Here is a 25,112-nt window from a genome sequence, read left to right as displayed (position 1 = left end):
CCCAGCAGAGAAAGACCGTCATGACCCGTACCCGTTTCACCGCCCTCATCGCCATCGTGGCCGCGCTGACCCTCGGCGCCTGCGGCACCACCGAGAACGCCGCCGCCCCCGAGGCCTCCGCCCCGGCGTCCGGTGGCCCGGTCACCGTCACCGACAGCCGGGGTAAGGAGATCACCCTCAAGGCACCGGCCAGCAAGGTCGTCGGACTTGAGTGGGGCGAGGTGGAACTACTGGTCAGCCTGGGGGTCATGCCGGTCGGCGTCGCCGACCCCAAGGGCTACGGCACCTGGGTCACCTCCGCGAAGCTCGACCCGACCGTCAAGGACGTCGGCGTCCGCGGCGAGCCCAGCGTCGACTCGATCGTCGCTCTCCAGCCCGACCTCGTCGTGATGGAGGACGACCGGGGCGCCACCATGGTCAGTCAGCTGGAGAAGTTCGTGCCCGTCCTGGTCGCCAAGGGCAGCGACGCCACCGACAACCTCGGCCGGATGCGCACCGACCTCAACATGATCGCGAAGGCCGTCGGCAAGACCACCGAGGCGCAGAAGCTGCTCGCCGACTTCGACACGGCCATCGCCGACGGCAAGAAGAAGATCGCCGACGCGGGGGCCGCCGGCCGCCCGTTCGCCATCGCCGACGGCTGGAAGGAGGGCAGCACCGTCAGCATCCGGATGTTCGGCCAGGGCGCGCTGGTCTCCCAGATCGGCATCCAGCTCGGCCTCACCAACGCCTGGACCGGCAAGACCGACGACGTGTGGGGCCTGGGCCAGACCGACGTCGAGGGCATGACCGTCCTCAAGGACCCGAACACGCACCTGTTCTACAACGCCTCCGACGGCGACGACGTGTTCGCCGACGGGCTCGCCGGCAACGCCATCTGGACGTCGCTGCCCTTCGTCAAGCAGGGCAACCTGCACAGGATGCCCAACGGCATCTGGACCTTCGGCGGTCCGCTCTCCGGCAAGCAGTACATCGACGAACTCGTCAAGACGTACGCGGTGTGAGCGTGCTGAACGCGCCACCACGCCCGGAGCCGGCCACCCGGCCGGCTCCGGGCGGACACCCCGCCGTGCCCCGCGTCGCCGGTCTCGTCGTCGCCGCGGTCCTGCTGCTGCTCGTGGTCGCCGCGGTGCACCTCACCCAGGGCACCTCGAACGTCGGCGCCCTCGACCTGCTGCGGCTCGCCACCGGCGCCGACGACGAGGCGGCCCGGGTCCTGGTCGCCTCCCGGTTGCCCCGGCTGCTCGCCGGGCTGGCCATCGGGGTGGCGCTCGGTTGCGCCGGGGCGGCGTTGCAGTCGATCGCCCGCAACCCGCTGGCCTCCCCCGACACCCTCGCTGTCAACGCGGGCGCCCACCTGGCGATCGTCTTCTTCGCCGCGTTCGGTGTCTCGCTGCCCGCGCTGCCCGCCGGCGGCCTCGCCTTCTGCGGCGGGCTGGCCGCCGCCGGCCTGGTGATGGCGATGTCCTCCGGTGGGCAGGCCGGCACCACCCGACTGATCCTCGCCGGCTCGGCGACCGCGCTGGCGCTCGGGTCGGTGACGACACTGCTGCTGCTCCTGTTCGAGCAGGCCACCATCGGGCTGTTCGCCTGGGGCAACGGCTCGCTGGTGCAGAGCGACCTGACCTCGCTGACCCAACTCGCCCCGGTGATCGTCGGCGCCGTCGTCGTGCTCGTCCTGCTCGGGCACCGCCTCGACATCCTCGCCCTCGGCGACGACACCGCCACGGTGCTCGGCCTCGACGTGCGGCGCACCCGACTCACCGTGCTGGTCCTCGCTGTGCTGCTCTCCGCCGCGGCCGTCACCCTCACCGGCCCGGTCGGCTTCGTCGGCCTGTGCGCCCCGGTGATCGTCCGGCTGCTCGCGCCAGTGGTGCCGGGGGTGCACCGGCACCGCGTCCTGCTGCCGCTGTCCGGCATCGCCGGGGTCATCATCGTGCTCGGTTCCGACGTGCTGCTGCGGGCCGCGCTGGGCGGGCAGGCCGGTGTCGACATCCCCACCGGCGTGGTCACCACAGTGCTCGGCGCGGCGATCCTCATCTGGCTGGCCCGCCGGCACCGCGACGCGGGTCCCACCCGTCGTCCACCCGGTGGGCACGCGGCGGTCCGCTCCGCCGCCTTCCACCGTGGCGTCGTCGCCGTCACCGCCGTCCTGACCGTCGCCGCCGTCACCGTCGGCATGCTCGCCGGGGACACCTGGGTGCTGCTCGGCGACGTGCTCAACTGGGTCAACGGCAGCACCGGGCCGGCGTACACCTTCGTGCTGGACCAGCGGTGGCCGCGCGTCGCCGCGGCGGTCCTGGCCGGCGCGGCGCTCGCGGTCGCCGGCACCACGGTGCAGGCCGTCTGCCGCAACCCGCTGGCCGAACCGGGCATCCTCGGCATCACCGCCGGGGCCGGGCTCGGGGCGGTCGGGCTGCTCACCTTCGTGCCGTTGGCCGGCGTGTGGGCCGTCTCCGGCGTCGCCGGGCTCGGCGCGATGGTGGCGTTCGCGCTGGTCTACGGCCTGGCCTGGCGCGGCGGGCTGAGCTCCGACCGGCTGGTGTTGATCGGCTTCGGCGCCTGGCAGGGCGGCCTGGCGGTCATCACCTACCTGGTCGTCGCCTTCGACCCGTGGAACACCGGGAAGGCGTTGACCTGGCTGTCCGGCTCCACCTACGGCCGGATGCCCGCCCAGGTGCTGCCGGTGCTGATCGCGCTGCTGGTGTTCACCCCGGCCGTGGTCGCCGCCCGCCGGGAACTCGATCTGATGACGCTGGACGACGACACCCCCCGGGTGCTGGGCGTCCGCCTGGAACGCACTCGGTTGATCGCGCTCGGCGCGGCGGCGCTGCTCACCTCCACCGCCGTCTCGGCCGTCGGGGTCATCGGCTTCGTCGGGCTGGTCGCCCCGCACGCCGCGCGGGCGCTCGTCGGCGGCCGACACTCCCGGGTGCTCCCGGTGGCCGCCCTGCTCGGCGCGGCGCTGGTCAGCATCGCCGACACCCTCGGCCGGACGGTCATCGCTCCGGCCCAGATCCCCGCCGGCCTGGTCACCGCCATGATCGGCACCCCGTACTTCATCTGGCTGCTGTGGCGCTCCCGCGCCGTGGCGAGCACCACCCGCTAGCACGCCGACCCGAGTCGAGAGAGGCACCATGACCGAGACCCTGCCCATCGCCCCGTGGCGCGTGTTCACCGTCACCGTCCGCGCGGTACGACGACTCAGCCCGTCCTTCACCCGGGTGACCTTCACCGGGGCGGACCTGGACCGTTTCGCCGACAACGGTTACGACCAGCGGATCAAGTTGGCGCTGCCGCTGGCCGGTCAGCGTGGGGCGACCCTGCCCCACGGAGCGGACTGGTACGCGCAGTGGCGGGCCCTGCCGGAGCACCTGCGCAACCCGATCCGTACCTACACGGTGCGGGCGGTCCGACCACATCTGGCCGAGGTCGACGTCGACCTGGTGCTGCACGGCGACGGTGGCCCGGCGACGCGCTGGGCTCGGCGGGCCAGCATCGGCGACGAGATCGCGCTCGTCGGGCCGGACGCCGGCTACGACGGCAACCACGGCGGGGTCGAGTTTCGACAGTCGGCCGGCAGCACCCTGCTGTTGGCCGGGGACGAGACCGCCGTCCCGGCGATCAGCGGCATCTGCGCCCGGCTCCCCCTCGACGCCCGCGGCACGGTCGTGCTGGAGGTGCCGGACGCGGCCGACGTGTTGCCGCTGGTCGCGCCGCCCGGCGTGGAGGTCCGCTGGCTGCCCCGGGGCACCGACGGGTACGGCAGCCGGCTGGTGCCCGCCGTCGTCGCCGCGGCCGGGGAACTGCTGGCCGGCGACGCGTCGAGGGCCGCCCAGCCCGTGCCGGACGTGGACGTGGACAGGGAGATCCTGTGGGAGGTGCCGGAGGAGATGGCCCCGGTGCCGCTGTACGCGTGGCTGGCCGGGGAGGCCGGCGTCATCCGTACCCTGCGCCGGCACCTGGTGGCCGAGCGAGGGCTGGACCGGCGGGCGGTGGCCTTCATGGGCTACTGGCGTCTCGGCCAGGCCGACGTCAGCTGACCGCGCCGCGCACCGGCCGGGCAGGCGCGAGGTGCGTCGGAGGCGGTGAGGCGCGTACCGTTTCGGGTCGGACTTGGGGCGGGCCGGCTGGAGCCGGCACGGGATACGGGACGAGACAACGACGCATGACGGTGGACAACATTACCGAAAACGGTCAGAACGGTATTGACCGGAGCCGGCTGGAGGCCTGCCTCAGCGTCTTCGACGAGTTGGAGGCACTTCCCTCCGACCATCCCGACGTGGTGCGGGTGCAGCGGGCCACCGCCCGGCTCTACAAGGTGATCAAGCAGCGGCGGCGCGAGGAGCGGCGGGACGCCATCCTCGCCGCCGACCGGGCGGTGACGGAGGCCACCGCCACCGGCGCTCCGGGGCGGATCGACGACGAGACGCAGGGCATCCCGTTGGCGTCCTCGGTGGCGGGTGAGACGGCGGGCTTCCTGCACAACCCACGCGGCTGCTACGTCTGCAAACAGCGCTACCGCCAGGTGGACGCGTTCTACCACCAGCTGTGCCCGTCCTGCGCCGCGCTCAACCGGGAGCGCCGCGACGCCCGTACCGACCTGAGCGGCCGGCGCGCGCTGCTCACCGGCGGACGCGCCAAGATCGGGATGTACATCGCGCTGCGGCTGCTGCGCGACGGCGCGCACACGACGGTGACGACCCGGTTCCCGCACGACGCGGTCCGCCGCTTCACCGCGATGCCCGACAGCGGGGACTGGCTGCACCGGCTGCGCATCGTCGGGATCGACCTGCGCGACCCCGCCCAGGTGATCGCCCTCGCCGACGACGTCAGCAGCCAGGGCCCGCTCGACATCCTGATCAACAACGCGGCGCAGACCGTCCGCCGGTCCCCCGGGGCGTACGCGCAGCTCATCGCCGCGGAGGCAGCAGCCCTGCCGGACGGTCCGCTCCCGGAGCTGATCACGTTCGCCAAGCCGGACGGCCCGGGCGGCCCGGTGGGCAGCCTGACCGCCGGGCCACAGTCGACGGCGCTCACCCCGCACGCGCTCACCGCGCTGGCACTGACCAGCGGTTCGGCCTCACCGGACCGGATCGCGGCGTCCACCGCCATCGACGCGGGCGGACTGGTGCCCGACCTCGACTCGGTCAACAGCTGGGTCCAGCGCGTGCAGGAGGTCGATCCGGTCGAACTGCTCGAGGTGCAGCTGTGCAACGTCACCGCGCCGTTCGTGCTGGTCAGCCGGCTGCGGCCGGCGATGGCCGCCGCATCGGCCCGGCGCAAGTACGTGGTGAACGTGTCAGCCATGGAGGGCCAGTTCGGCCGCGGCTACAAGGGGCCCGGGCATCCGCACACCAACATGGCCAAGGCGGCGCTGAACATGCTGACCCGCACCAGCGCCGAGGAGATGCTGACCGACGGCATCCTGATGACCAGCGTCGACACCGGCTGGATCACCGACGAACGCCCGCACCCGACGAAGATGCGGCTGGCCGACGAGGGCTTCCACGCCCCGCTGGACCTGGTCGACGGCGCGGCCCGGGTGTACGACCCGATCGTCCGCGGCGAGCAGGGCGAGGACCTGTACGGCTGTTTCCTGAAGGACTACGCGCCCTGCGCCTGGTGATCGACCGATGATCGCCTCTGCACCATGAGGAGAAGAGACATGTCAGCTGACAGTGCATCGTGGCCGACGCTCGACGAGTTGCTGCGCGAGGAGAGCGAGCTGGAGCTCGCGGGCCTGTCCGAGACCGACGCGTACGAGCTGGGGATACTCGCCGTCACCGCCGCCACCGAGCAGCGGCTGCCGGTCTCGGTGGGCGTGTGGCGGGCCGGACGGCAGCTGTTCCACTGTGGTCTGCCGGGGTCGACGGCGGACAACGACGCGTGGCTGCGCCGCAAGGGGCGGGTGGTGATGCGGTTCGAGCACTCCTCGCTCTACATGGCCCGACTGTGCCAGGACAAGCAGGTGACGCTGGCCGAGCGGTTCGGCCTGCCGGCCTCGCGGTACGCGGCTGCCGGTGGCGCGGTGCCCCTGCGGGTGCGCGGCACCGGCGTGGTGGGCTGGGTCGGTGTCTCCGGGCTGCCGCAGCTGGACGACCACCGCTTCGTGGTCGACATTCTGCGCAAGCTTCCCCGCTAGGGCCAGTTCCTACGAAACAGGCCCTAAGGGCTGTCCCGGCGGCCTCGCGAGGAGGCCGCCGGGCACCGTTCAGCGTGCGCGACGGTTGGCCCGCAGTGCGCCCAGCAGCACGCTTGGCCGGGCCAGTGAGCTGGGGTGCTCGCGCATGGAGACGACGTCGTTGAACCGTCGCGCGGTCGGCACGTCGGTGACTGTCGCGGCGATGACCTGCCTGCTGGCCCACCTGGAGAGCCGGTGGCCACGCGGGTAGGGCCCGTCGACGTGGGGCAACGCCAGGTCCGCCGAGGTCGACAGTGACCAGGCGGCGTCGACGACGACCTTCTGGAGCGCGAGGTAGTGGCGCGCGGGTGCCCGCAGGTCCGGGTGGGACCGGAGGTACGTCGACAGGCACGCCGCGTGCAGGGCCGCCGCCGTCATGCCCTGCCCGTACACCGGGTTGAACGACGCGACGGCGTCGCCGACGCTGATCAGACCGGCCGGGAACCGCTTGAGCGCGTGGAAGTCCCGTCGCCGGCTGTCGGCGTGGTGGTAGGTCTGGACGTCGCCGATCATCTCCTGGTCGGCGACCTCGCCGAACTCCGGTGGGAACTGCTCCCGCAGGCGGCGGACGAAGTCCTCCGCGGTGCGGCCCGGACGGTCGTCGCCGTAACCGGCCATCATGGCCATCCACCGACCGTCCTCGATGGCGAAGAACGCGGCCCCGGCCACGTCCAGCCCTGTTCCCGGCGTGTTCAGGGCCAGCACGACGGTGGAGGCCGGTGTGGGCTCCGGACGACGGAACAGGGCTGTCGCGTAGTTGAGGTGCACTGTCATCCGCCGGGTGACCGGGCGCTCCCAGCCGGCCCGCTCCAGCCAGTCGGACAGCTTGCTGGACCTCCCCATGGCGTCCACCACGAGGTCGCCGCGCTCGACACCGGGCACCCCACCGACCTCGCACCGGACCCCGGTGACCGCGTTGTCGTCGAACACGAGGCCGGTCGCGCGGGCGGTGATCGTCTTGACGTTGGGCAGTCGGAGCACCTGCTGGCGGATCAGGCCCTCCAGCAGCGGCCGACTGCCCGCCAGACTGTCGGCGTCGTCGGGGACGACGACCTTCAGTCGCCCGTCGAGGTAGTTGCGCCGGGCCGTGGGCGGCGCCTCGATCGCGCCGCGTGCCAGTGCCTCGTCGCGGAAACCGGGAAACAGCCGCTCCAGCTGGAAGAGGCCGCCGGGCAGCAGCGCGTGCAGCTGCGTCCCCTGGGGTACGCCGGGACGCGCGCCGGTCACCTGCGGGTCGTCCCGGTCGATGATGACGACGGTGTCGGCGTGGTCGGACAGCACCCGGGCGGCGAGCAGACCGGCGACGCTGCCGCCGACCACGACAGCCGTTCCCATCGTGGGTGCCGGCTGGTCAGGGGGTCGAGCCGCGTTCAGCTCAGCGAAGACCCGGGATGGGGAGAGGGACATCGTGCTCTCCAAGGGGGTAACGAGATGTGTGCCCTCCCCGGTCACTGCCCGCGTCCGTGCGCGGGCAGACCGGTGGAAGGGCGTTCGACGTGATGCCCGCCGATCGTCGCACAACCGAACGAACAGCAACGCCGTGTGTCTGCCAGCTGACGCCGTGTCGACCGACACGTCCCGGGGCTCGGTGTACGGGCGGGGTGCCCGACCGGGGTCCGCCGATGGTGCGGTGTGGACCATTGCGCCGCACCCTGCCACGATACTTGCGCTAGCAGTGCAAATACTTCGTCCGTCAGATGGAGGATCGATGCACACATCCTGCCGGAGACTGCCCTCCGTGCTGGTCGGGGTCGGGGTGGCCCTCGCCGCCACCCTGACCGCCGTCGCCGTCCCCCGCGCCGCCGAAGCCGCCGCCGCACCGACGTACCGTCCGGTGATCTTCATCCACGGCAGCGCGGGATCGGCGGCCCAGTTCGAGTCCCAGGCCAAACGACTGGCCAGCAACGGCTACCCGATCGACATCATCGAAGCCCACGAGTACGACTCCCCGAACGTCGCGGCGATCCTGCCCCAGCTGTACGCGGGACTCGACGCGCGGATCTCCCGCCTGCTGGCGGCCAGCGGCGCGGACCGGGTCGACCTGCTCGCGCACTCGCTGGGCACCTTCGTCACACAGGGCTACCTCACCAGCTCGCCGGAGCGCGCCGCCCGGGTCGCGCACTACGTCAACCTGGACGGGCGCACCGCGGCCGCCCCGCCGGGTGGTGTTCCCACCCTGGCGATCTGGGGCGAGGGTGATCCGGCCCGCGCCATCGTCGGCGCGACCAACGTGCACCTGCCGGACCAGTCGCACACCCAGACCGTGTCGTCGGCGGAGTCGTTCACCGAGGTCTTCCGGTTCCTGCGGGGCCGCGCGCCGCACACGACGCGGATCGTGCCCCAGTTCTTCGGCACCGCCCGGGTCTCCGGACGCGCGGTGCTCTTCCCGAGCAACGTCGGCGTCACCGGTGCCACGCTTGAGGTCTACCCGGTCAGCCCGCTGACCGGCGGCCGACTGTCACACCGGCCCGCGCATCGGCTGTCGCTCGGTGGCGACGGCTCGTTCGGCCCGCTCCCGGTGTTCGCCACGGCCCGCTACGAGTTCGCCATCGTGCGCCCCGGCGCGGCGACGCACCACTTCTACTTCCAGCCGTTCCTGCGCTCGGACTCGTTCGTCCGCCTCGCGACCAGTGTGCCGGGCGAGGGCCTCAGCGCCCTGGTCGACACCAGCGACCGGCACACGGCGCTCACCATCCAACGGCAGAAGGAGTGGTGGGGCGACCAGGGCGACGCCGGTGACCAGCTTCGGATCAACGGCAGGGATGTCCTGAACGCGGCGAACACCCCGCGCGCCAAGCGGACGATCGGCATCTTCGCCTTCGACGACGGCAGCGACGGCGTGACGGACCTGACGGCCCCGCTGCCGGAGTTCTTCAGCCAGACCTTCATCACCGGCATGGACGTCTTCATCCCGGCGACGCCGGCACACCTCGGCCTGGTGCAGATCACCGTGGGTCAACGCGGTGGTGGCCACGAGGTGATCAACGTGCCGAACTGGAGATCGAGCACCGACCGGGTGACGGTCACCGTGGACGACTTCTGACGGCGACCCCCGGGGCGGTCCGGCCACCTCGAACCGCGAGGGTGGCCGGCCCGCCCACTGGGTCGTCAGACGGTGGCCGGAACCCGCGCCCGCTGTCGTCGCCCGACGGCGAAGCTGACCAACCCCAGGACCAACCCGACGACCGCCAGGACGACGCCCACCCGGGCCGGCGCGAGGTAACCGAGGCCGGCGGCGATGGCGACGCTGCCCAGGGCGGCGCCGAGGCTGTTCGCGATGTTCATTGCCGACTGGTTGAGCGCCGCGCCCATCAACTGCGCTCCCGGTGCGACGGTGATCAGGCGCGCCTGGAGGACCGGACCGAGATAGAGGCTGGTCGCGCCGACCAGGAACGCGCCCACGAACAGACCGACGCGGGTCGACGCCACGAGGCTGAACACGCCGATGCTCACGATCATCGCCACGAAGCCGATGACCATGCTGCGCCGCAGGTCGCGGTCCGCCAACCAACCGCCCAGGGCGTTGCCGACGGTCATCCCGAGACCCACCGCGACCAGGGCCCACGGCACCGTCGCGGCGGAGAGACCGGTGACGTCGGTGGTGACCGGCGCGATGTAGGTGTTCACCGCGAAGAAGCCGGCGAAACCGACAGCGCCGGTCGCGGCGACCAGCCAGACCTGCGAGGTCCGCAGCGCCCGCAGCTCGGCCGCCGGCGAGCCGTCGACCGCCGCCGCGACCTCCGGCACGACCGCCAGCACCGCCAGCAGGGTGAGCAGGAAGAAACCGGCGATGACCAGGTACGCGACCCGCCAGCCGGTCGCCTGCCCGAGCCGCGTGATGAGGGGTACGCCAACCAGGTTGCTCACGGTCAGGCCGCCGAGCACTGTGGCGAACCCACGCGCCTCGTTGCCGGGGCCCATCAGGGTCGCCGCGAGCAGACCGGCCGCGCCGAAGTACGCGCCGTGCGGCAGCGCCGCCGCGAACCGGGCCACCAGCACCAGGTCGAAGGTGGGGGCGATCGCGGAGGCGACGGTGCCGACGGCGAACAGCACGAGCAGCCCGAGGACGAGCTTCTTGCGGGGTAGGCGCGCGCTCAACGCGGCGATCAGCGGCGCGCCGACGACCACGCCGAGCGCGTACGCGGTGATCATCCAGCCGGCGCGGGCGACCGCGTCCGACGACGACTGGGCGTACTCGTGCGGAAGCAGACCGCGGGCGATGTCAGGCAGCAGCCCCATCGCCACGAACTCGGTCAGGCCGACCGCGACGCCACCCAGTGCCAGCGCGGCCAGTGCCGCCAACCGCCGACCTCTGCTCAACTCGATCACCGAAAAAATTTAGCAACAGCGTTGCGTAATAGGGTGGTGAGATGACTCGCGTCACTGCCGACGTCACCTTCCTCCGCGGCTACAACCAGGCACTGGTCATGGCGGTGGGGCGTACCGCCCGCACCTTCGAGCGGGCCACGGTGGTCGAGGCCACCGGCCTGACACCACAGGCGGTCTCCAAGGTCATCGCCCGGCTGACCGCCGACGGGCTGATCCGCCCCGCCGGTGTCCGACGTCCCGGTATCGGCAAGCCCGCCGTCGTCTACGAACTCGTCCCGGACAGCCGGTACGCCATCGGCGCGCACGTGGCCCGGCGCACACTGCGGCTCGTCCTGGTCGACCTGGCCAGCACCGTGCACCACTCGGCGGTCAGCCCGCTGCCCCGCGACTTCACCCCGGAGCAGCTCCTCGACGCCCTGGCCACCGGCGTCGACACGATGGCCGGCGTCGGCGACCTGCGGGACCGGCTCACCGGGCTGGGCATCGGCATGATCGGCCCACTCGACCACGCCAACGGCCTGGTCCGCGACGCCCACGGCCTACGGCACTGGCACGACGTACCGCTGCGCGAGATCGCCGAGAAGCACCTGGGTCTCCCCGTCCACCTGGACAAGGATGTCACCGCCGGGATCACGGCGGAGGCCTGGCGGCACGGCGCGACGTTCGGCGACGCGGCCCTCATCATGGTCGAGTCCGGCATCGGCGCGGGCTTCTGGCTGGATGGCGCGACCCACCGGGGGGCGCACACCAACGCGGGCGAGTTCGGCCACACCGTCGTCGACCTGGCCGGGCCCCGCTGCGTCTGCGGCCGGCACGGGTGCCTGGAGATCGTGCACCAGCACGCCGCCGAGGCCGGGGACGTCGCACACGCCGCCCGGGTGCTGGCCGTGGGCGTGGTCAACCTGCTCCAGACCCTCGACCTCGCGCACGTGGTGCTGGCGGGCGCGGACCTCCTCCGGCACCCGCAGACCTACCTCTCGGCGGTCACCGGGGCCGTGCAGGACGACGCGCGGCGCGCGGCCTGGCTCAGCACGAGGGTGACAGTGTCCAGCCTGGGCGCGGACGTGATCGCCGCGGGCGCCGCGATGCAGGTCCTCGACCAGCACTACGGCATCCCGGCGCTGGCCCATTCCTTGATCGTTGGCAGCTGAGCAGCTCGACGCGCCGAGCGACGCCCTGCTGAGCTGCCACCGATCGCCGCGAGGTCAGACGGCGGCGGGCGGTGACAGCGCCATCTTTTGCCAGTTACGGAAGACGAAGCGGTGCACCGATTTCAGCCCGACCCAGAGTGCCGGTTCCAATGCGACGCGGCCATACCCACGGACTGTCACCGTCGTGGTCCGGGTGACCTGCGTGGCACCGTTCACCTCGGTCAACTCGAACAGGTCCCCGAGATGGTCGACACAGCGGTGGAAGTGCAGGTCCGTGGACTCCATGTGGAACGCCAGGCGGCTCGGCGGTTCCCACACGGTGATCCGCTGCCGCACCACGCCCTGCTCCGAAACGCACTGCCGGGTGGCACCGACCTCACCGGGCCCGTCGGGCAGCCGGCACGACGTGGGTCGGGGCGTGCCCAGGTAGAACACCGGGCAGCGCGGCTGCAGTTCCAGGCGCGAGTCACAGAGTGCCGGCCACAACACAGCGGGCGGATGTGGCATGACCCAGCCGGTCCGCACAATCATGTCAAACACTCTAGGGCGGGGACCTCGGACGGCACATTGGCGAACTGGTCATAAACCGTCCCGCCGGCCCCTGCGTCGGCGGACGACCTTGCCGGGTCGCTATGACACCGACGTGTCGGTGTCCGTGTGGACGCAACCGCTGGCCGGGCTCTCGCTGAGCGCGATGACCGCGTCGAGCCGCTCACGCGCCTGCCGGAGTTGGCTGATCTGCCGCTCGATGCGGTCGCGTTCGGCGCGGAGCATGGCCCGCGACTGCGGTGTGTTGACCTTCGCGTCGACGCAGGGCAGCAGGTCCAGGATGGTCCGGCTGGACAGGCCGGCGGCGTACAACATCTGGATCAGGTACACCCGGTCGATGGCCTCGTCGAGGTAGTGGCGCTGGCCGCCACCGCTTCGGGCGGCAGTCAGCAGGCCCTGTTCCTCGTAGTAGCGCAGGGCTCGTACCGACACCCCGGTCTTCGTGGCGAGTTCCCCGATCCGCATGGGCCCCTCCCCCGGCTGGTGACCCCAGTCAGCCAACCTCGCCCCTCACATTTACGTCAGGTTTCACCGTAGCTCGCGTACGGCTCTTCCCCAACCGGCCCGGAGGCCGTCAGGCAGACCCCGCGACGGCGCGGTCACTCACTGGCAGACGCGCCACTCGCCGTCCTCCTTGACCAGCGTCATCACCTGGCTGAACTGTGCGCCGGTGACCTCCTGGACCGCCTCGACGTGCGCGGTCGCGGTGACCCGCCCGTTGTAGTTGCTGACGTTCACCCCGGTGATCTCGTAACTGCGGACCTTCAACTGCGCACCCTGGATCCGGGCGAAGTCCTCCTGCGTCATGGTGTCGCGCACCCGGTCGCACAGCTGCCCGTACGCGCCCGGGTAGTTGCCGGCCTGCACGTCGTCGAGGAACGCCGTCGTGGCCGCCCGGGCCGGCTCGACCGAATCCTTGACCGAGCGGTAGAGCCAGAGGCCAACGCAGGTGCCGACCACGCAGCACACCGCCAGCAGGGCGCCGACGACGATCAGGACGGTGCGAAGCGTCCGGTTGGACCTCGGTCCGGGCACCATCATCGGCTCGTACGTCATGGCCCGGAGGGTAGGGCCGCCGGACAAGCGGTGCGTCCGCCGCCGGACGCCGGGGGTTCAGCCGCCGGCTGCGGACGGCCCCGGCGTCGGTGCACCGTCCGCTGCCGCGCGGGCCGGCGGCGCCGCTCGAAGATCCGTGGGTACGGGTAGTGCGCTGCCCTTGATGAACTGGCCCCAGTTGGTGTTCCAGGCCGTCCAGCCGTTGCCCGGCTGGAGTCGGACCTCGGTGCCGGTGACGGTGACCAGGTCACCGACCTGGGTGACGCCCATCAGCCAGTCGGCGTTGGCCGGCGAGATGTTCGTGCAGCCGTGCGACACGTTTCGGTGTCCCTGATCCGACACCGACCAGGGCGCCCCGTGGATGAACTCGCCGCCCCAGGTGAGCCGTTGCGCGTCCGCGACGTCCACCACGTACCCGCCGTTCGGCTCGCCGCGCGTGTCGAACGTGGTCTGCTGGTGCTTCTCCATGATCACCATCTTGCCGCTGGAGGTGGGGGTGCCCCGCTTGCCCAGGCTGACCGGGATCCTGCGGATCAGCTTGCCGTCCCGCAGCACGCGCATCTGCTTGCTGGCGTTGTCGATTTCGAGCGCCACCTGCCGTCCGATCCGGGACGTCGCGGTGCGGTCGGCGTCACCGACGTGGTTCCCGCCGATCGGCAGCCCCGCCAGGCCGGCGCGGACACTGATGGTCGTGCCCGGCCGCCAGAGGTCACGAGCCCGGTAGTAGACCTGGCTGCCGTCCTCCACCCAGGACCACACTCCCGGCTGGGGTGGGTCCGTGGTGACGAACAACCGACGCTGCACGTCGGCGCGGGCCTCCCGGGCGACAGGTGGCTCGAAGCTGATCGTCACCGGCATGGCTGTGCCGTAGGTCCGCTTGTCGGCGATGGACAACGTGCTGGTCACCTGCGGCTTCGTCGACGCCGCCGCCGTGGTGAAGGTGGTGGTGCGGGTGGTGGTCCGCCCGGATTCGGCGGTGGCGGTCACCATCGCGGTGTAGGTGTGCCCGGGCCGCAGCGCAGCGGTCGGCACCCAGGCCGAATGGTCCTCCCGTGGCTCCGCGCGGACCAGCGTGCCGGTGTCGTCGACCAGACGTACGGCGGTGATCTTCCCGCCCCTGACGAGCGGCACCACCTCGGCGCTGAGCGGCACGTCCCGGGACAGGTCGGCGGGCGCGACGGTCAACTCCGGCGCCGGGACCACGCGCTCCGCGGGGCGGGCGGCAGGCTTCCGCTCGGCGGTGCACCCGCCGAGGACCAGAGGTGTCGCCGCGACGGTCACCGCCACCAGCGCCACGCGCTTTCGTATCCCCATCCAACGTCCCCCGGCCTTCGTGTTCTCCGTGGCGGCAATTCTCTCCGCGCCGTCGACGCGGTGCGCTGTTTCTTGGGAATCACGCAACGAAGGTGGGACCGTGCCGCAGCGAGACACCCGACGCGGATCCGCCGGTGCGCCGCCCTTTCGTGACCCGCGGGACAGCGAAGCGTGATGGTGTCGTGGAATGCTGCCGACATGCGGAGAAGACGACGTTCATGGATTCTGCTACCGCTCCCCCTCCTCCTGCTGACCGCCTGCACTCCGGCGCATGAGCCGCTGGTCGCTCTCGCCGTCCAGGATGGCCGACCGGTCGGCGTCCTGGTCACCTGCGACGACGATTTCGCTTCGCTCGACGTGTTCGAGAGCGACCACCCCGACGATGCGTCCGCTCGCCCCTTCATCAGGTGGAAAGTCACCGGCCGGCCCACGACCGAGGTCGTGGAGGTCGCCCTGCTGGGCCAACCGCCGCAGGGCTGGAAGGTCGCCGACCCTGTCGACCTCCCGGCGGCCGAGGCAGGCATGGACGTGGACGTCGAGCCGCTCACCGAACTTCGACCCGAGGTCACCTACAGCGTCAGCGGGACGAGTCGCCGTGACGCCATCTCGGTGGACTTCACCCTCGCGGACCTGCCGCGCATCGGGCCGGACCAGGTGCTCGCGCCGCACGGACGTGACTCGACGAAGGTCGTCTCCCGGGACACGTTCCTACGCAAGGCACGCGACAGCTGCTGACCGGGCCCCGCCGACCGGCCCGGAAGGTGGAGTGCCGCCGCAGCCGCGATTACAGTTTTTCGAAGAGAAACAGAGAATCGAGATGGAGTCGACATCGCAACGACTCCACAAAGCCGAACAGGCGGTCGCTGAGCGCTATTTAAGCGAGAATTAATCGTTTCAGTGGGAAACGAGCAGGGGGCCGACTCGTATTCTTCGGGCTCGGAAGAAAGGTGCGCCCCCATTGATGAATCACCCCTCCACTCCTCGACACCGCCGTTGGGTCACCGCCCTGCTGGTGGTGGGCGTGGCGCTCGCCGCCGGCTGCAAGGAAACGCCTGCCGTTCCTGGCGCGTCCGGCCCGTCCAGCGGCACCAGCTCGCCCGGCCCGGACGCGCCGACGGCCGCCGCACCGGGCGGCCCGTCGGCCACCCCGGGCGCCCCGGGCCCGTCCGCCACCCCGTCCGCGCCGGGCACACCGGCGACCCCGGCGACCAGCGCCGCCCCACCCACCGCCTCCGGCGGCTGGATCACCATCGACGCGGCCGCGCAGGCCGCCGCGACGAAGGCGTTCTTCGCCCGCAAACCCAGGCCGGTGACCGGAAACCAGGTCACGGTGCCCGAGTTCAACGTCGGCTGTACGACCAGTCACCACAACAGCGACGACCCGATCGTGCTGCCCAACCTGGTGGGTGCCTCGCACAACCACACGTTCTGGGGCAACAGGTCGACCGACGCCACCTCGACCGCCGAGTCGCTGCGGGCCTCGAAGGCGACCACCTGCAACTCGCCGGACGACCAGTCCGCCTACTGGGTGCCGACGATGTACCAGAACGGCAAGGTCGTGGACCCGAAGGAGGTGACCGTCTACTACGGTTCCCGCCTGAAGGACCCGAGCAGAACCCAGCCCTTCCCGTTCGGCCTGCGAATGATCACCGGTGACGCCAAGAACCAGGTCGACACCCCGGACAAGCAGGGTAACCATTTCTGGTGCGCCGGCATCGGCGGCGAGATCGGCCGCAGCGCCGACAGGACGTTCCCGGTCTGCGCCAAGACCGCGAACATCGTCCGGCAGATCACCTTCCCGGACTGCTGGGACGGCAAGCACCTGGACAGCCCGGACCACAAGGCACACATGGCCAACGGGGACCACACCGGAGCCTGCCCGAAGAGCCACCCGGTGCCCGTGCCGTCGGTGTCCTTCGTGATCTCGTACCCCTTGAGCGCGAACACTGACGGCATCACCCTCGCCTCCGGCACGTCCTTCTCCATGCACGCGGACTTCTTCAACGCGTGGCGGGACGAGGCGCTCGCCGCACGGGTGCGCAACTGTCTCGACCAGGGCGTGAAGTGCGACTCGGCAGGCAACTTCTGAGCTGACCTGGCCCGGCCGAACCTCGCGGGTCGGCGATCGGCGAGGTCTCCGGTGGACGGTTCAGCGGCCCTGCCGAACCGGACACCGGAGACCTCCCGCCAGCCGGGTCAGAAGGTGGCGATCGGGTTGACCGGGCTGCCAGACGTGCCGGCGAAACGGACCGGCGCGACCGCCAGTTGGAAATCCCACTGGCCGAGCTCGGTGGCCGTCGCCGCGCACGCCTCCAGGTCGCAGTTGTCGAGCAGCCACAGGCCCATCGCCACCAGGCTCACGGCGTGGACCGGCATCAACACGGCGTCGTACCCCGACGGCTGAACGTCCTGGGGTGTGTCGGCGCCGATCAGCGCGACGCCGCGTTCGTGCAGCCACGGCAGGCAGGACGCGTGCCAGCCCGCCTGGGTGAAACCGCTGGCCGCGCCGTTCTCGTGCCGGAAACGGCCGTAGCCGGTGCGCAGAAGTACCGCGTCGCCGGGTCGCACCCGCACGCCCTGGCGACGCTCGGCCTCGTCGAGATCGTCGGGAAACACCCCCTGCCCCGGCGTCAGCCACGGCACATCGCGGGCCGCAGCCACGTCCAGCAGGACACCCCGGGTGACGATCCCGTTCGACGCCGCCGTGACGGCCGCCCACGTCGAACCCGTCGCGGCGTCGACAGACGAGTGCGGCCGTCCGTTGTACAGGGCGCCGTCCCAGAAGATGTGGCACGGCGAGTCGAGGTGGGTGAGGGTGTTGCCGTGGAACGTGATGCCGAGCCGCTCGGATGAGAAACCCCAGTGCCGGTCGGCGTGAAAGTGCGCCGGCATGTTCTCGGCGCCCGGCATGTCGGCCGCGCACGGGCAGACCGTCGTCGACCGGTCCATGTCGCCCGGTACGGCGACCTCCCACGCGCAGGACACGCTTCTGCCGTGGCGTACGGCGCGCGCCGCCGCCAGCCGGACGTCGTCGGTGATGTGGTTCAGCGTTCCGCGCTCGTCGTCGTCGCCCCACCGTCCCCAGTTCGACAGCGCGTCGAAGTATCCGAGCACGTCGTCCTGTGTCGGGATCGGTCGCCCAGTCGTCATACCCGCATCGACTCCTCCGCTTTGGTGCGCGACACCGCGGGTCAGGGTATCCGGCCGTGGGATGACCTCAACCCCGTCGACGCGCCGACCTACTTACGCAGCAGGCTGAGGAAGTCGGCGGCCGCCGGGAACGGCCTGTCCTGGGCGAACTCGCCGACGTAGACGACGGCCTCCTCGTCCTGGCCGTACGAGTAGCCGTCCAGGGCCGGTCCGACCACGAGGATGGTGCCGCCCCGCCGCCAGGCGGCGTACCGCCAGGAGTACCTGCCGATGGCGAGGTACCTGCCCTCGGTCCGGACGTCACACTCCGGCGGACCGAGCTGTTCGGCGAACCTGTCGATGGCCACGTCGAGGCACGCCTCGAACTCCTCGCGACCGGCGCCCCGCTGGCTCGTCCAGCCGGGCTGCGAGCCCCAGAAATCGTCCGGCCACAGCTCACCGCCGACCACGTAGTAGTGGACGAACGGCAGGTAGAGCCCGTAGTCGGTGTAGACGGCGTGACCGGCCGCGGTGACGAATCGCGCCTCGTCGGTCGGCACCCCGTCGGTGGACCAGCCGAGGCCCCGCATCGCCCGGCCGGTGACGGCCGGATCGTGCCAGGGCAGGTCGGCCAGCCCGATGAGCTGAGCGGCCAACTCCGCGTCGATCGGGCATTCGGCGACGCAGCTCTCGATGTCCGCCTCGTCCTCGCCGGGCTCCGGCTGATGATCTTCCGACACGACCGGCGATTCTTCCAATGCCGGCACCGCCACACAAGCACAGGCCGGGTGGCGGCGGCACGGGTCCGGCCAGGGCGTCGGTCGACTAAGGCCTGTTTCATAAGGGCGGCCGAGCCGAGGCGGAGTCCGGGCGGCGATCCGGCAAGGCGCGGTTGCGTCCGGATACCGGTGTTGTATCCGGACGCAACCGCAACGCCGCCGGTCGTCGTCCGGGCCCGCCGCAGGCCGGCCAGTTCTTGTGAAACAGGCCTTAGGGCTCGGCTCGGGCGGACCGGCACTGTTGCGGTACTGCCGGATTCGGCAGCTCGGCATCCCTGGTCCAGCCGAGGAACCGGCGGTGCAGCACCCCGGCCGGTGTCCACGGCATGTCCTCCCCGCAGCCACCGCAGCTCCAGATCGGCATGACCGGACCGTGCACGGTCACCGCACACCCGCCAGGAAGCGATCCGTGCTCGCCCGTGCCTGCCGACTGGTCACCCAGTCCGAGCTGGTCTGCTGATTCGTGATGGCCCGGGCACCGCCGCAGTTGCCTCGCGTGGTCGAGTAGCCGCTGCCTGCTCAACGTCCTGGTACCGCTGCCCGGTCCCGGGCGGTGGCGACGGCTCACGCCGCCGATTCAAACATTAGCCACGGATGGACATAGCCGTCACCGAGCCGGCGCACGGCCGAGTCGGCGGCATCCCACGCCCGCCACGCCCGACCGGCCCGGCCAGCCTTGCTGTGGCCCAACGCGATACCGAGCTGCACCTGACCCCACCGCGCCAACTGCTCGCCACCCGCCGCCGGGTCAACCAGACCCGCCGCCTCGACCAGCACCTGCTCGGCGGCGTCCACCTGATTCGCGCCCCGATAGACGTGCGCGTAGTACCAGGCAGCCACCGCCATCGCCGCCGGGTCGTCCGCGTCCCTGGCCGCCGACATCGCCCGGTCGGCGGCCAGCCACACCAGCTCCGGCAACGGCTGGTGCGCCAGATACAACTGCACCAGGTGATACACCCGCGCCAACTCCACCAACGCCAGCCGACGGTCCCCGCCGTCAAGCATCCGGGCACTCCGCTGCGCGTCCGTCAGCAACCCGGGAAGCACCGCCGCCACCGCCGTACGCTCGGTCGTCGACCGATGCCACAGCCCCCACGCCTGATCCACCAGGTCGCGCATCACCGCGACTGGCGTCATCGCGCCCACCGGCTCCGACGCCCGCTGCATCACCGCAGCCACCTTGCCGACCTCGGAATGCCCCGCTCTGGTCACCGACGCCACCGGCAACGACTGATCACCGGTCAGCTGCGCAAGATCCGGGATGTCGAGCACCTCGGCCAGCCGTAGCAGCATGGGCAGGCGGGGCGGCAGTAGCCGGCCATTCTCCAACGCCTTGACCCACGCCGCGCTACGCCCGACCAGCCCGCCAAGAACCGGCCGAGCCTTTCCCGCACGCTCGCGATACATCCGCAGGCGCGCACCAAAGGTCGCGGAGTCGCTCATCATCGCCTCCCAGGTAGCGGTCTGGGCAGCGGACCACCAGCCGTTACGCCTACGGACCACCACAGTCGACGGTACTTCCGACTACTCGGAATCGATGGAGCACACGGCAACGTCAGCCCCAAATGAACCCGCGCGACTTCGGCAGGCTCGCGATGTTCGCTTGAGCCCCGCGCGTGTAGGGATGTTCCGGCCCAAGGACACGGGTGTAGTCCGACACGACGGCGCTGAGGATCAGGCGGGCCCGCCGACGCCGCCCGGTGATTGCCAGGGCCAGGCCGAGGTTGCGCCGGGCGTTGAGCGACGACGGGTGATCGATGCCGAGGACGCGCTCCCGGTCCACGACCGTTCGCTCGAACAGCGCTAGTGCCTCGGTGTGACGTCGACCGGCGAGCAGCGCCCGTGCCAGGAACAAGCGGAGTCGGATCGCCCGCGGGTTGTCATGCGGTAGAACATCGTCCATACGCTGCACGAGAGCACGGAGCTGGTTGATCGCCTCATCGTGCCGACCAGCGGCGGAGTACGCGGCCGCCCGGTACTGCGGCCACCAACTGAGGCGGATGTCGGCCCGTTGCTCGTCGGTCTCGAGTGTCGCGTTCTCCTCATGCAGTCGGACGCCTTCGTCGGCCCGTCCCGTCCGCACATAGCTGCGTGCCAGCTCACCGCGAGCGTTGATCGTCGATCCATGCTCAGGGCCATAGACCCTCAGGTTCTCCGCGAGGTTCTCTTCGAACAACGGGACGGCTTTGACGAGGTCGCCCATCGAGCGGTAGGTGCTGGCGAGATTGATCCTCGCGCCCATGGTGGACGGCGCGTCCTCGCCGCAGACACGAATGCTCTCGACGAGGTTGTACCGATGGATGGTCAAGGCGCGGTCCAGTTGACCCCCGCATTCACAGCAGTAGCCCAGGCGGTTGCGGGCGCTTACCGTACTCGGATGGTCGTGGCCGGCCAGGCGTATCCGGTCCGCCAAGGCCTGCTCAGCGTAAGGGATGGCCTCACTGTGACGGTCGGCGGCCACATAGGCATCCATCAGTGCCTGTCGCGCCAGGGCGATGGATTCGTCGTCGGACGGCGCGAGCGCCCGGTGCTCGGTGAACACCGTGAGGCCCATGGTCACCGCACGGCTGAACTCCCCCATGCCGGTCAGCCCCTCGACGCTCCACCGCCGCAGCCGTAACAGCTCAACGCACATCTCATCGTCCCCGCCGTCGCTCACCAGAACCGTTTGCGTCTCGGCCCAGACCTCGGCGATGTGGTCCACCAGGTCGACGCCGGACGCGGGTTGCGCTTCCGTGGCACGGGTCAACAGCGTCAGCGCATCCCGGACCACGTCGCGGATTCGTCCCTCCGCTCGGGCCCGCGCCAACACCACCTGGCGGGTGAGCCGATGCATCGCCACCCGTGTGCCGGTGACGTCGAAACCAACAACGGAGGCGTTCGCCAGCCCGCCCAAGGCCTCATCGACGCTCGCCGGCTCGGTGTGCAGGTTGCGCAGTAGGTCACGACGAACTCCCGCCTCCGACAGCACGGCCATGAGATCGATCAGACGGCGGACCAGCCCGTTCGGATCGCTGTCCTCAACCTCGTTGACCGACAGCAGCGTGGCTTCTTCCAGAGTGCGTGGATATTCGTCACCGGGCACCCGGGGAAGTAGCGACCTCAGTGGCATCGATCGGAAACCGGCCAGGTACTCGGCGAACGACCACCGGTGGCGGCGGATCACGGCACCCGCCTGCGCTAGTGCGAGCGGCAGTTGGCCCAGCTCTCGCGCGACCAGCGCCGCGGCCCCCGGGTCGTCGAGGCCCGCCCGCGAGCACAAGAAGGTCACCGCCTGCACGGGCGTGAAGACCTCGACATGCACCGTGACGCCGAAGACAGCGAACTCCTGATTCGTTGTCGTGATGAGCGTGTGGACATTGCCGCGCTGTGGCATCCATCGAGCGATCGCGTCGGCATCGAGCGCATTGTCGAACACGATCACGGACCGATCCGGTTCGTTCTCAAGCCAGCGGAGGGCGGTGCGCGCGGCCGGCTCGGTGTCGACGACCTCGTCCACCGCGCCCGCCTGCCGCGCGAAGTCAGCAAGCGACGTGACCACGGCAGCGACGTCATCCGCGACGACCCAGACCACCCGGGGGACGTTCACGCGCAATTGGTCGCGCACGTGGGTGGCCGCGAGATGCGTCTTCCCGACCCCACGCCCTCCCATCAGTACGCATACCTTGCTGGTCGCCAGGACCGTCGCGACCTCAGCCAACAACTCCTCGCGACGCATGTGCGACATCGGCTCACGCGGGACGTCACCGACGACGAGCGGACCGCGTGAACCCCGATTGCCCCTCACCGCCGGTGCGGGCGGGGTCGACACAGACGAGGCGGGCGTCCGTCGCAATTGCAGGAAAGCGGCAACGGTCCCCAGAACGGCGAGGGCCGCGCTCAACGCCCCGATGGCTACCTCCGCATCCACGGCATTTACGGAACCACAACCGGTAGCGACTCGGGTACATCCGATCGATCACCGTCGTGGTGGTTGACGCGGCACTGCTCATGCTTCCCGACGCCCGACCCTTCGGCATGCCGCTGGGCCGGACGCCTGGATGGCGTCCGGCCCAGCGTGCGGGGTGGAGCTACTAGAGCCGGGCCGCGCCCGCCTCAGTGGCCTCCTGCACCGCCGAGGTACGGCGTACCTCGGCGCGCTGGTCGCCGGCCTCCTCGCGGTCCGGGCCTGCCACCCGCGCCGCCCGGTTGGCGGTGGCCGTGGCCTGGTCACCGGTCACGCCGCCACGGATCCGGTTGTTCGCGGCCACCTGGGCGGCCGGGTCGTTGGACGTCACCGCCAGCTGACCGTTGATGATGTTGTCGTCGACCGTGACGCCACCGGTCGTGCTGGTGACGCTCACGTCCCCACCCCAGTAACCGCCGGAGGCGCAGCTGTCGAGGGTGCCGTTCGGGCCGAGCTGCACACCACCCAGGTTGCCGGCGAAGGTGGCCCGGCCCTGGACGGCACTGCCGCACACCACGCTGCCGGTGGCGCTGTTGAGCACCGACAGCGTGCCGTCGACGAACGAGTCGTGCAGGTCGGTGTAGTAGGTGCCGGTGCTGCTGAGATTGCGCTGCACCTGGGTGCCCTGGTCCAGCCGGACCTCACCGGCGCTGACGTTGACGTGCCCGCTGACCGTCGTCGCCTCGGCGAAGAGGAAACTGTCGATGGTCGTGGAGCCCTTCGGCCGGACGGTGACGGTGCCGGTGCTGGCGTCCTTCAGGAAGATCCCGTAGCCCCCGGCGGCGAGCACCACCTGACCGGCGACTGTCGTCTCGGTGGCGTCGAGGTACCCGTCGGCCGCGACGCGTACCTCGCCGCTGATCCGGCCACCGGTCACCACCAGGTTGCCGCCGGCCGCGACGGTGACGTTGCCGGTGATCGTGGTGCCGGTCAGCGCGCAGGACTCGCCGGCGGGCACGAGCAGGTCGTTGGGCACGGTGACCGCGCCGCCGGTACCGATGCAGTGGGTGACCAGGTCGGCGTGTGCGGTGGGCGCCACGGCCAGCACCGAGGCCGCGATGACGGCGCTCACGGTGGCCAGCTTGGCGACGGTACGTCCGGGCATCGTGTTTCTCCCTGTCGATGAGGTTCGAGGACTCATGCGCCGACGTCCGATCGGGCCGCGGCCCGGACGATGGCGCCCTGCTGCCGCCGGTCGAGCGTCCCAGCGGTCACCAGCGCGGCGGTGACCGCTTCGACGTGCCGGACGAATTCGGCGTGGCCGGGGTAGTCGGCGTGTTCGTCGATCAGATCGTTGATGGTGCAGCCGTCGCCGCTGTCCACATTGGCCACACCGGTGTCGCCGCCGTCGATGATCACGGTGGCCCGGGTGTCCGAGTCGGGGCACCGGTCACTGCCGTCGGCCACCACGGTGAACGTGGTCGACTGCTCGGCGGAGGCGTTCCCCGCCGTGTCGGTCGCCCGGAAGCGGACCGTGTGCGCTCCGGGGGCGCGAACGGTGACCGGAGCGGAGTACGCGGTCCAGGCACCGGTGTCGAGCGCGTACTCGATCTTCGCTACGCCCGACTCGGTGTCGGTGGCCGTGACGGTGACCGTCGCGCCGCCGACGTACGCGCCGTCGTCGTTGCGGTCACCGGTCACCGTGGCGGCGACGGTGGGTGGGGTGGTGTCAGCGGCCTGCGGCTCGACGACGGTGAAGTGTTCCATCTGCTCGGCCGACGTGTTGCCGGCGACGTCGGTCGCCCGGTAGTGCAGCATGTGCATCCCGACCGCGGTCACCACGATCGGGTTCGTGTACGCGGTGAAGGCCGCCCCGTCCAGCGCGTACTCGATGGTGGCGACACCGGATCCGCTGTCGGTGGCGGTCAACGTGGCGGTGGCCGTACCGATGATGTTGCCGTCGTCGTCGCGGTCGCCGGCCACCTCGGCCGTGACGACCGGCGCGGTGGTGTCCTGCTCCCCGGCCTCGACGATCCGGAACTGCACCGAGCCGACCGCGCTGGTGTTGCCGGCCTGGTCGGTGGCGCGGAACTGCACCGCGTGGTCGCCGACCGCGGTCACCCGCACCGGTTCGGTGTACGGGTGGAAGCTGGTGTCGTCGACCTGGTATTCGACTGTCGCGACCCCCGAGTCGGCGTCGGTGGCCGTCACGGTCACCGTGGCCGCGCCGAGGTAGTTGCCGTCCTGGTCCTGGTCGCCGGAGACGGTGCCGGTCACCGTCGGCGCGGTGGTGTCACCGCCCCCACCGTCGTCGGTGACCACCAGCTCACCGACCATCGAGCTGTGGCCGGGGATCGAGCAAAAGTACCGGTACCGGCCTGGGGTCAGCGTCACTGTCGCCTGGTGGCGGCCGTCGTTGGCGTCGAACGGGCTGGCCAGGATGTTGATTGTGACGTCGTGGTTGTAGCCCTCGGTGCTGGTGTCGAAGGTCAGGGTGTGCGGCATCCCGGTGGTGTTGCCGGTGGCCGCGCTGTTCTCCCAGATGATCGTGGTCGCCCCGGCCACCGCCGTGGTGGGCGCGGACTTGTAGCGGGTGATGCTGTCGTCGGCGGTCCAGGTCAGCACCTGGTCGGCGGCGACGCGCGGGGCGGCGGAGGCGGGCACCGCTGCCAACGGGATCACCGTGAGCAGGAGCGCCGCCAGCGCGGCCTTCAGTCGTCGGGTCATCGTCACTC

General features: G+C 71.0%; 21 protein-coding genes and 1 pseudogene. 9 read left to right on the top strand and 13 right to left on the bottom strand.

From position 1 onward, the window contains the following. Positions 1–20: 20 nt before the first annotated feature. The 5 genes from QSK15_RS30545 (at position 21) to QSK15_RS30525 (ending at position 6,145) form a co-directional block, all read left to right on the top strand. A complete protein-coding gene (locus QSK15_RS30545) occupies positions 21–1,004 on the top strand; it encodes an ABC transporter substrate-binding protein (protein ID WP_285797502.1) in 984 nt (327 codons plus the stop codon). Between the two features lie 5 nt (positions 1,005–1,009). Further along, positions 1,010–3,109 (top strand): iron ABC transporter permease, encoded by a 2,100-nt coding sequence (locus tag QSK15_RS30540; RefSeq protein WP_352232241.1) that lies wholly within the window; start codon positions 1,010–1,012, stop codon positions 3,107–3,109. A gap of 28 nt (positions 3,110–3,137) precedes the next feature. Further along, positions 3,138–4,043, top strand: coding sequence for a siderophore-interacting protein (locus tag QSK15_RS30535; protein WP_285797500.1), 906 nt, complete (start codon positions 3,138–3,140; stop codon positions 4,041–4,043). A 125-nt stretch (positions 4,044–4,168) separates the two neighbouring features. Next, complete coding sequence (locus QSK15_RS30530) at positions 4,169–5,629, top strand: SDR family NAD(P)-dependent oxidoreductase (protein WP_285797499.1); 1,461 nt, start codon at positions 4,169–4,171, stop codon at positions 5,627–5,629. 39 nt (positions 5,630–5,668) lie between these two features. After that, positions 5,669–6,145 carry a heme-degrading domain-containing protein gene (locus tag QSK15_RS30525; protein ID WP_285797498.1) on the top strand — a complete coding sequence of 159 codons (477 nt, stop codon included), beginning with the start codon at positions 5,669–5,671 and terminating at the stop codon, positions 6,143–6,145. A 69-nt stretch (positions 6,146–6,214) separates the two neighbouring features. Here QSK15_RS30525 and QSK15_RS30520 read toward each other — a convergent pair whose 3' ends face one another. Next, positions 6,215–7,591, bottom strand: a complete 1,377-nt coding sequence (locus QSK15_RS30520) for an FAD-dependent oxidoreductase (protein ID WP_285797497.1) — start codon at positions 7,589–7,591, stop codon at positions 6,215–6,217. A 301-nt stretch (positions 7,592–7,892) separates the two neighbouring features. Between QSK15_RS30520 and QSK15_RS30515 the strand changes: the two genes are divergently transcribed. Continuing rightward, positions 7,893–9,227: an alpha/beta hydrolase gene (locus QSK15_RS30515; protein ID WP_285797496.1), complete on the top strand. Its 1,335-nt coding sequence runs from the start codon at positions 7,893–7,895 to the stop codon at positions 9,225–9,227. A 65-nt stretch (positions 9,228–9,292) separates the two neighbouring features. On the opposite strand, the gene QSK15_RS30510 is transcribed toward QSK15_RS30515, so the two are convergent. Continuing rightward, on the bottom strand, positions 9,293–10,513 hold the full coding sequence (locus QSK15_RS30510; protein WP_285797495.1) for an MFS transporter: 1,221 nt from the start codon (positions 10,511–10,513) through the stop codon (positions 9,293–9,295). A 41-nt stretch (positions 10,514–10,554) separates the two neighbouring features. Between QSK15_RS30510 and QSK15_RS30505 the strand changes: the two genes are divergently transcribed. Next, positions 10,555–11,664: an ROK family transcriptional regulator gene (locus tag QSK15_RS30505; protein ID WP_285797494.1), complete on the top strand. Its 1,110-nt coding sequence runs from the start codon at positions 10,555–10,557 to the stop codon at positions 11,662–11,664. A gap of 54 nt (positions 11,665–11,718) precedes the next feature. On the opposite strand, the gene QSK15_RS30500 is transcribed toward QSK15_RS30505, so the two are convergent. From QSK15_RS30500 to QSK15_RS30485, 4 genes are all read right to left on the bottom strand, one after another. Continuing rightward, positions 11,719–12,195 carry an SRPBCC family protein gene (locus tag QSK15_RS30500; protein WP_285797493.1) on the bottom strand — a complete coding sequence of 159 codons (477 nt, stop codon included), beginning with the start codon at positions 12,193–12,195 and terminating at the stop codon, positions 11,719–11,721. Between the two features lie 99 nt (positions 12,196–12,294). Continuing rightward, positions 12,295–12,678: a MerR family transcriptional regulator gene (locus tag QSK15_RS30495; protein WP_285797492.1), complete on the bottom strand. Its 384-nt coding sequence runs from the start codon at positions 12,676–12,678 to the stop codon at positions 12,295–12,297. 138 nt (positions 12,679–12,816) lie between these two features. Then, positions 12,817–13,269 (bottom strand): Rv0361 family membrane protein, encoded by a 453-nt coding sequence (locus tag QSK15_RS30490; RefSeq protein WP_285797491.1) that lies wholly within the window; start codon positions 13,267–13,269, stop codon positions 12,817–12,819. A gap of 57 nt (positions 13,270–13,326) precedes the next feature. After that, the gene (locus QSK15_RS30485) at positions 13,327–14,583 is read right to left on the bottom strand and encodes a L,D-transpeptidase (protein WP_285797490.1); all 1,257 of its coding nucleotides are present in this window, start codon (positions 14,581–14,583) and stop codon (positions 13,327–13,329) included. 198 nt (positions 14,584–14,781) lie between these two features. On the opposite strand from QSK15_RS30485, the gene QSK15_RS30480 reads away from it, so the two are divergent. Together QSK15_RS30480 and QSK15_RS30475 are read left to right on the top strand one after the other, a co-directional pair. After that, complete coding sequence (locus QSK15_RS30480; protein WP_285797489.1) at positions 14,782–15,318, top strand: hypothetical protein; 537 nt, start codon at positions 14,782–14,784, stop codon at positions 15,316–15,318. A gap of 226 nt (positions 15,319–15,544) precedes the next feature. Beyond that, positions 15,545–16,672: a DUF1996 domain-containing protein gene (locus QSK15_RS30475; RefSeq protein ID WP_285797488.1), complete on the top strand. Its 1,128-nt coding sequence runs from the start codon at positions 15,545–15,547 to the stop codon at positions 16,670–16,672. A gap of 107 nt (positions 16,673–16,779) precedes the next feature. On the opposite strand, the gene QSK15_RS30470 is transcribed toward QSK15_RS30475, so the two are convergent. The 7 genes and pseudogenes from QSK15_RS30470 to QSK15_RS30440 all read right to left on the bottom strand — a co-directional run bounded on the left by QSK15_RS30470 (position 16,780) and on the right by QSK15_RS30440 (position 25,104). Beyond that, the gene (locus QSK15_RS30470; RefSeq protein ID WP_285797487.1) at positions 16,780–17,733 is read right to left on the bottom strand and encodes a cyclase family protein; all 954 of its coding nucleotides are present in this window, start codon (positions 17,731–17,733) and stop codon (positions 16,780–16,782) included. Between the two features lie 89 nt (positions 17,734–17,822). After that, complete coding sequence (locus QSK15_RS30465) at positions 17,823–18,452, bottom strand: hypothetical protein (protein WP_285797486.1); 630 nt, start codon at positions 18,450–18,452, stop codon at positions 17,823–17,825. 250 nt (positions 18,453–18,702) lie between these two features. Beyond that, positions 18,703–18,855 carry a hypothetical protein gene (locus tag QSK15_RS30460; protein ID WP_285797485.1) on the bottom strand — a complete coding sequence of 51 codons (153 nt, stop codon included), beginning with the start codon at positions 18,853–18,855 and terminating at the stop codon, positions 18,703–18,705. Positions 18,856–19,058: 203 nt separating this feature from the next. Next, positions 19,059–19,934, bottom strand: a pseudogene (locus QSK15_RS30455) (helix-turn-helix domain-containing protein); the annotation flags it as partial. A gap of 112 nt (positions 19,935–20,046) precedes the next feature. Beyond that, entirely contained in the window at positions 20,047–22,401 is a 2,355-nt protein-coding gene (gene fxsT, locus QSK15_RS30450) for an FxSxx-COOH system tetratricopeptide repeat protein (RefSeq protein WP_285797484.1), read from the bottom strand. A gap of 163 nt (positions 22,402–22,564) precedes the next feature. Beyond that, positions 22,565–23,542, bottom strand: a complete 978-nt coding sequence (locus QSK15_RS30445) for a hypothetical protein (protein WP_285797483.1) — start codon at positions 23,540–23,542, stop codon at positions 22,565–22,567. 32 nt (positions 23,543–23,574) lie between these two features. Next, on the bottom strand, positions 23,575–25,104 hold the full coding sequence (locus tag QSK15_RS30440; protein WP_285797482.1) for an OmpL47-type beta-barrel domain-containing protein: 1,530 nt from the start codon (positions 25,102–25,104) through the stop codon (positions 23,575–23,577). Positions 25,105–25,112: the final 8 nt, after the last annotated feature.

It is taken from the genome of Micromonospora sp. NBRC 107095 (assembly GCF_030269705.1).
Classification (GTDB): domain Bacteria; phylum Actinomycetota; class Actinomycetes; order Mycobacteriales; family Micromonosporaceae; genus Micromonospora; species Micromonospora parva.
This window is presented reverse-complemented; position numbering and strand designations above follow the sequence as displayed.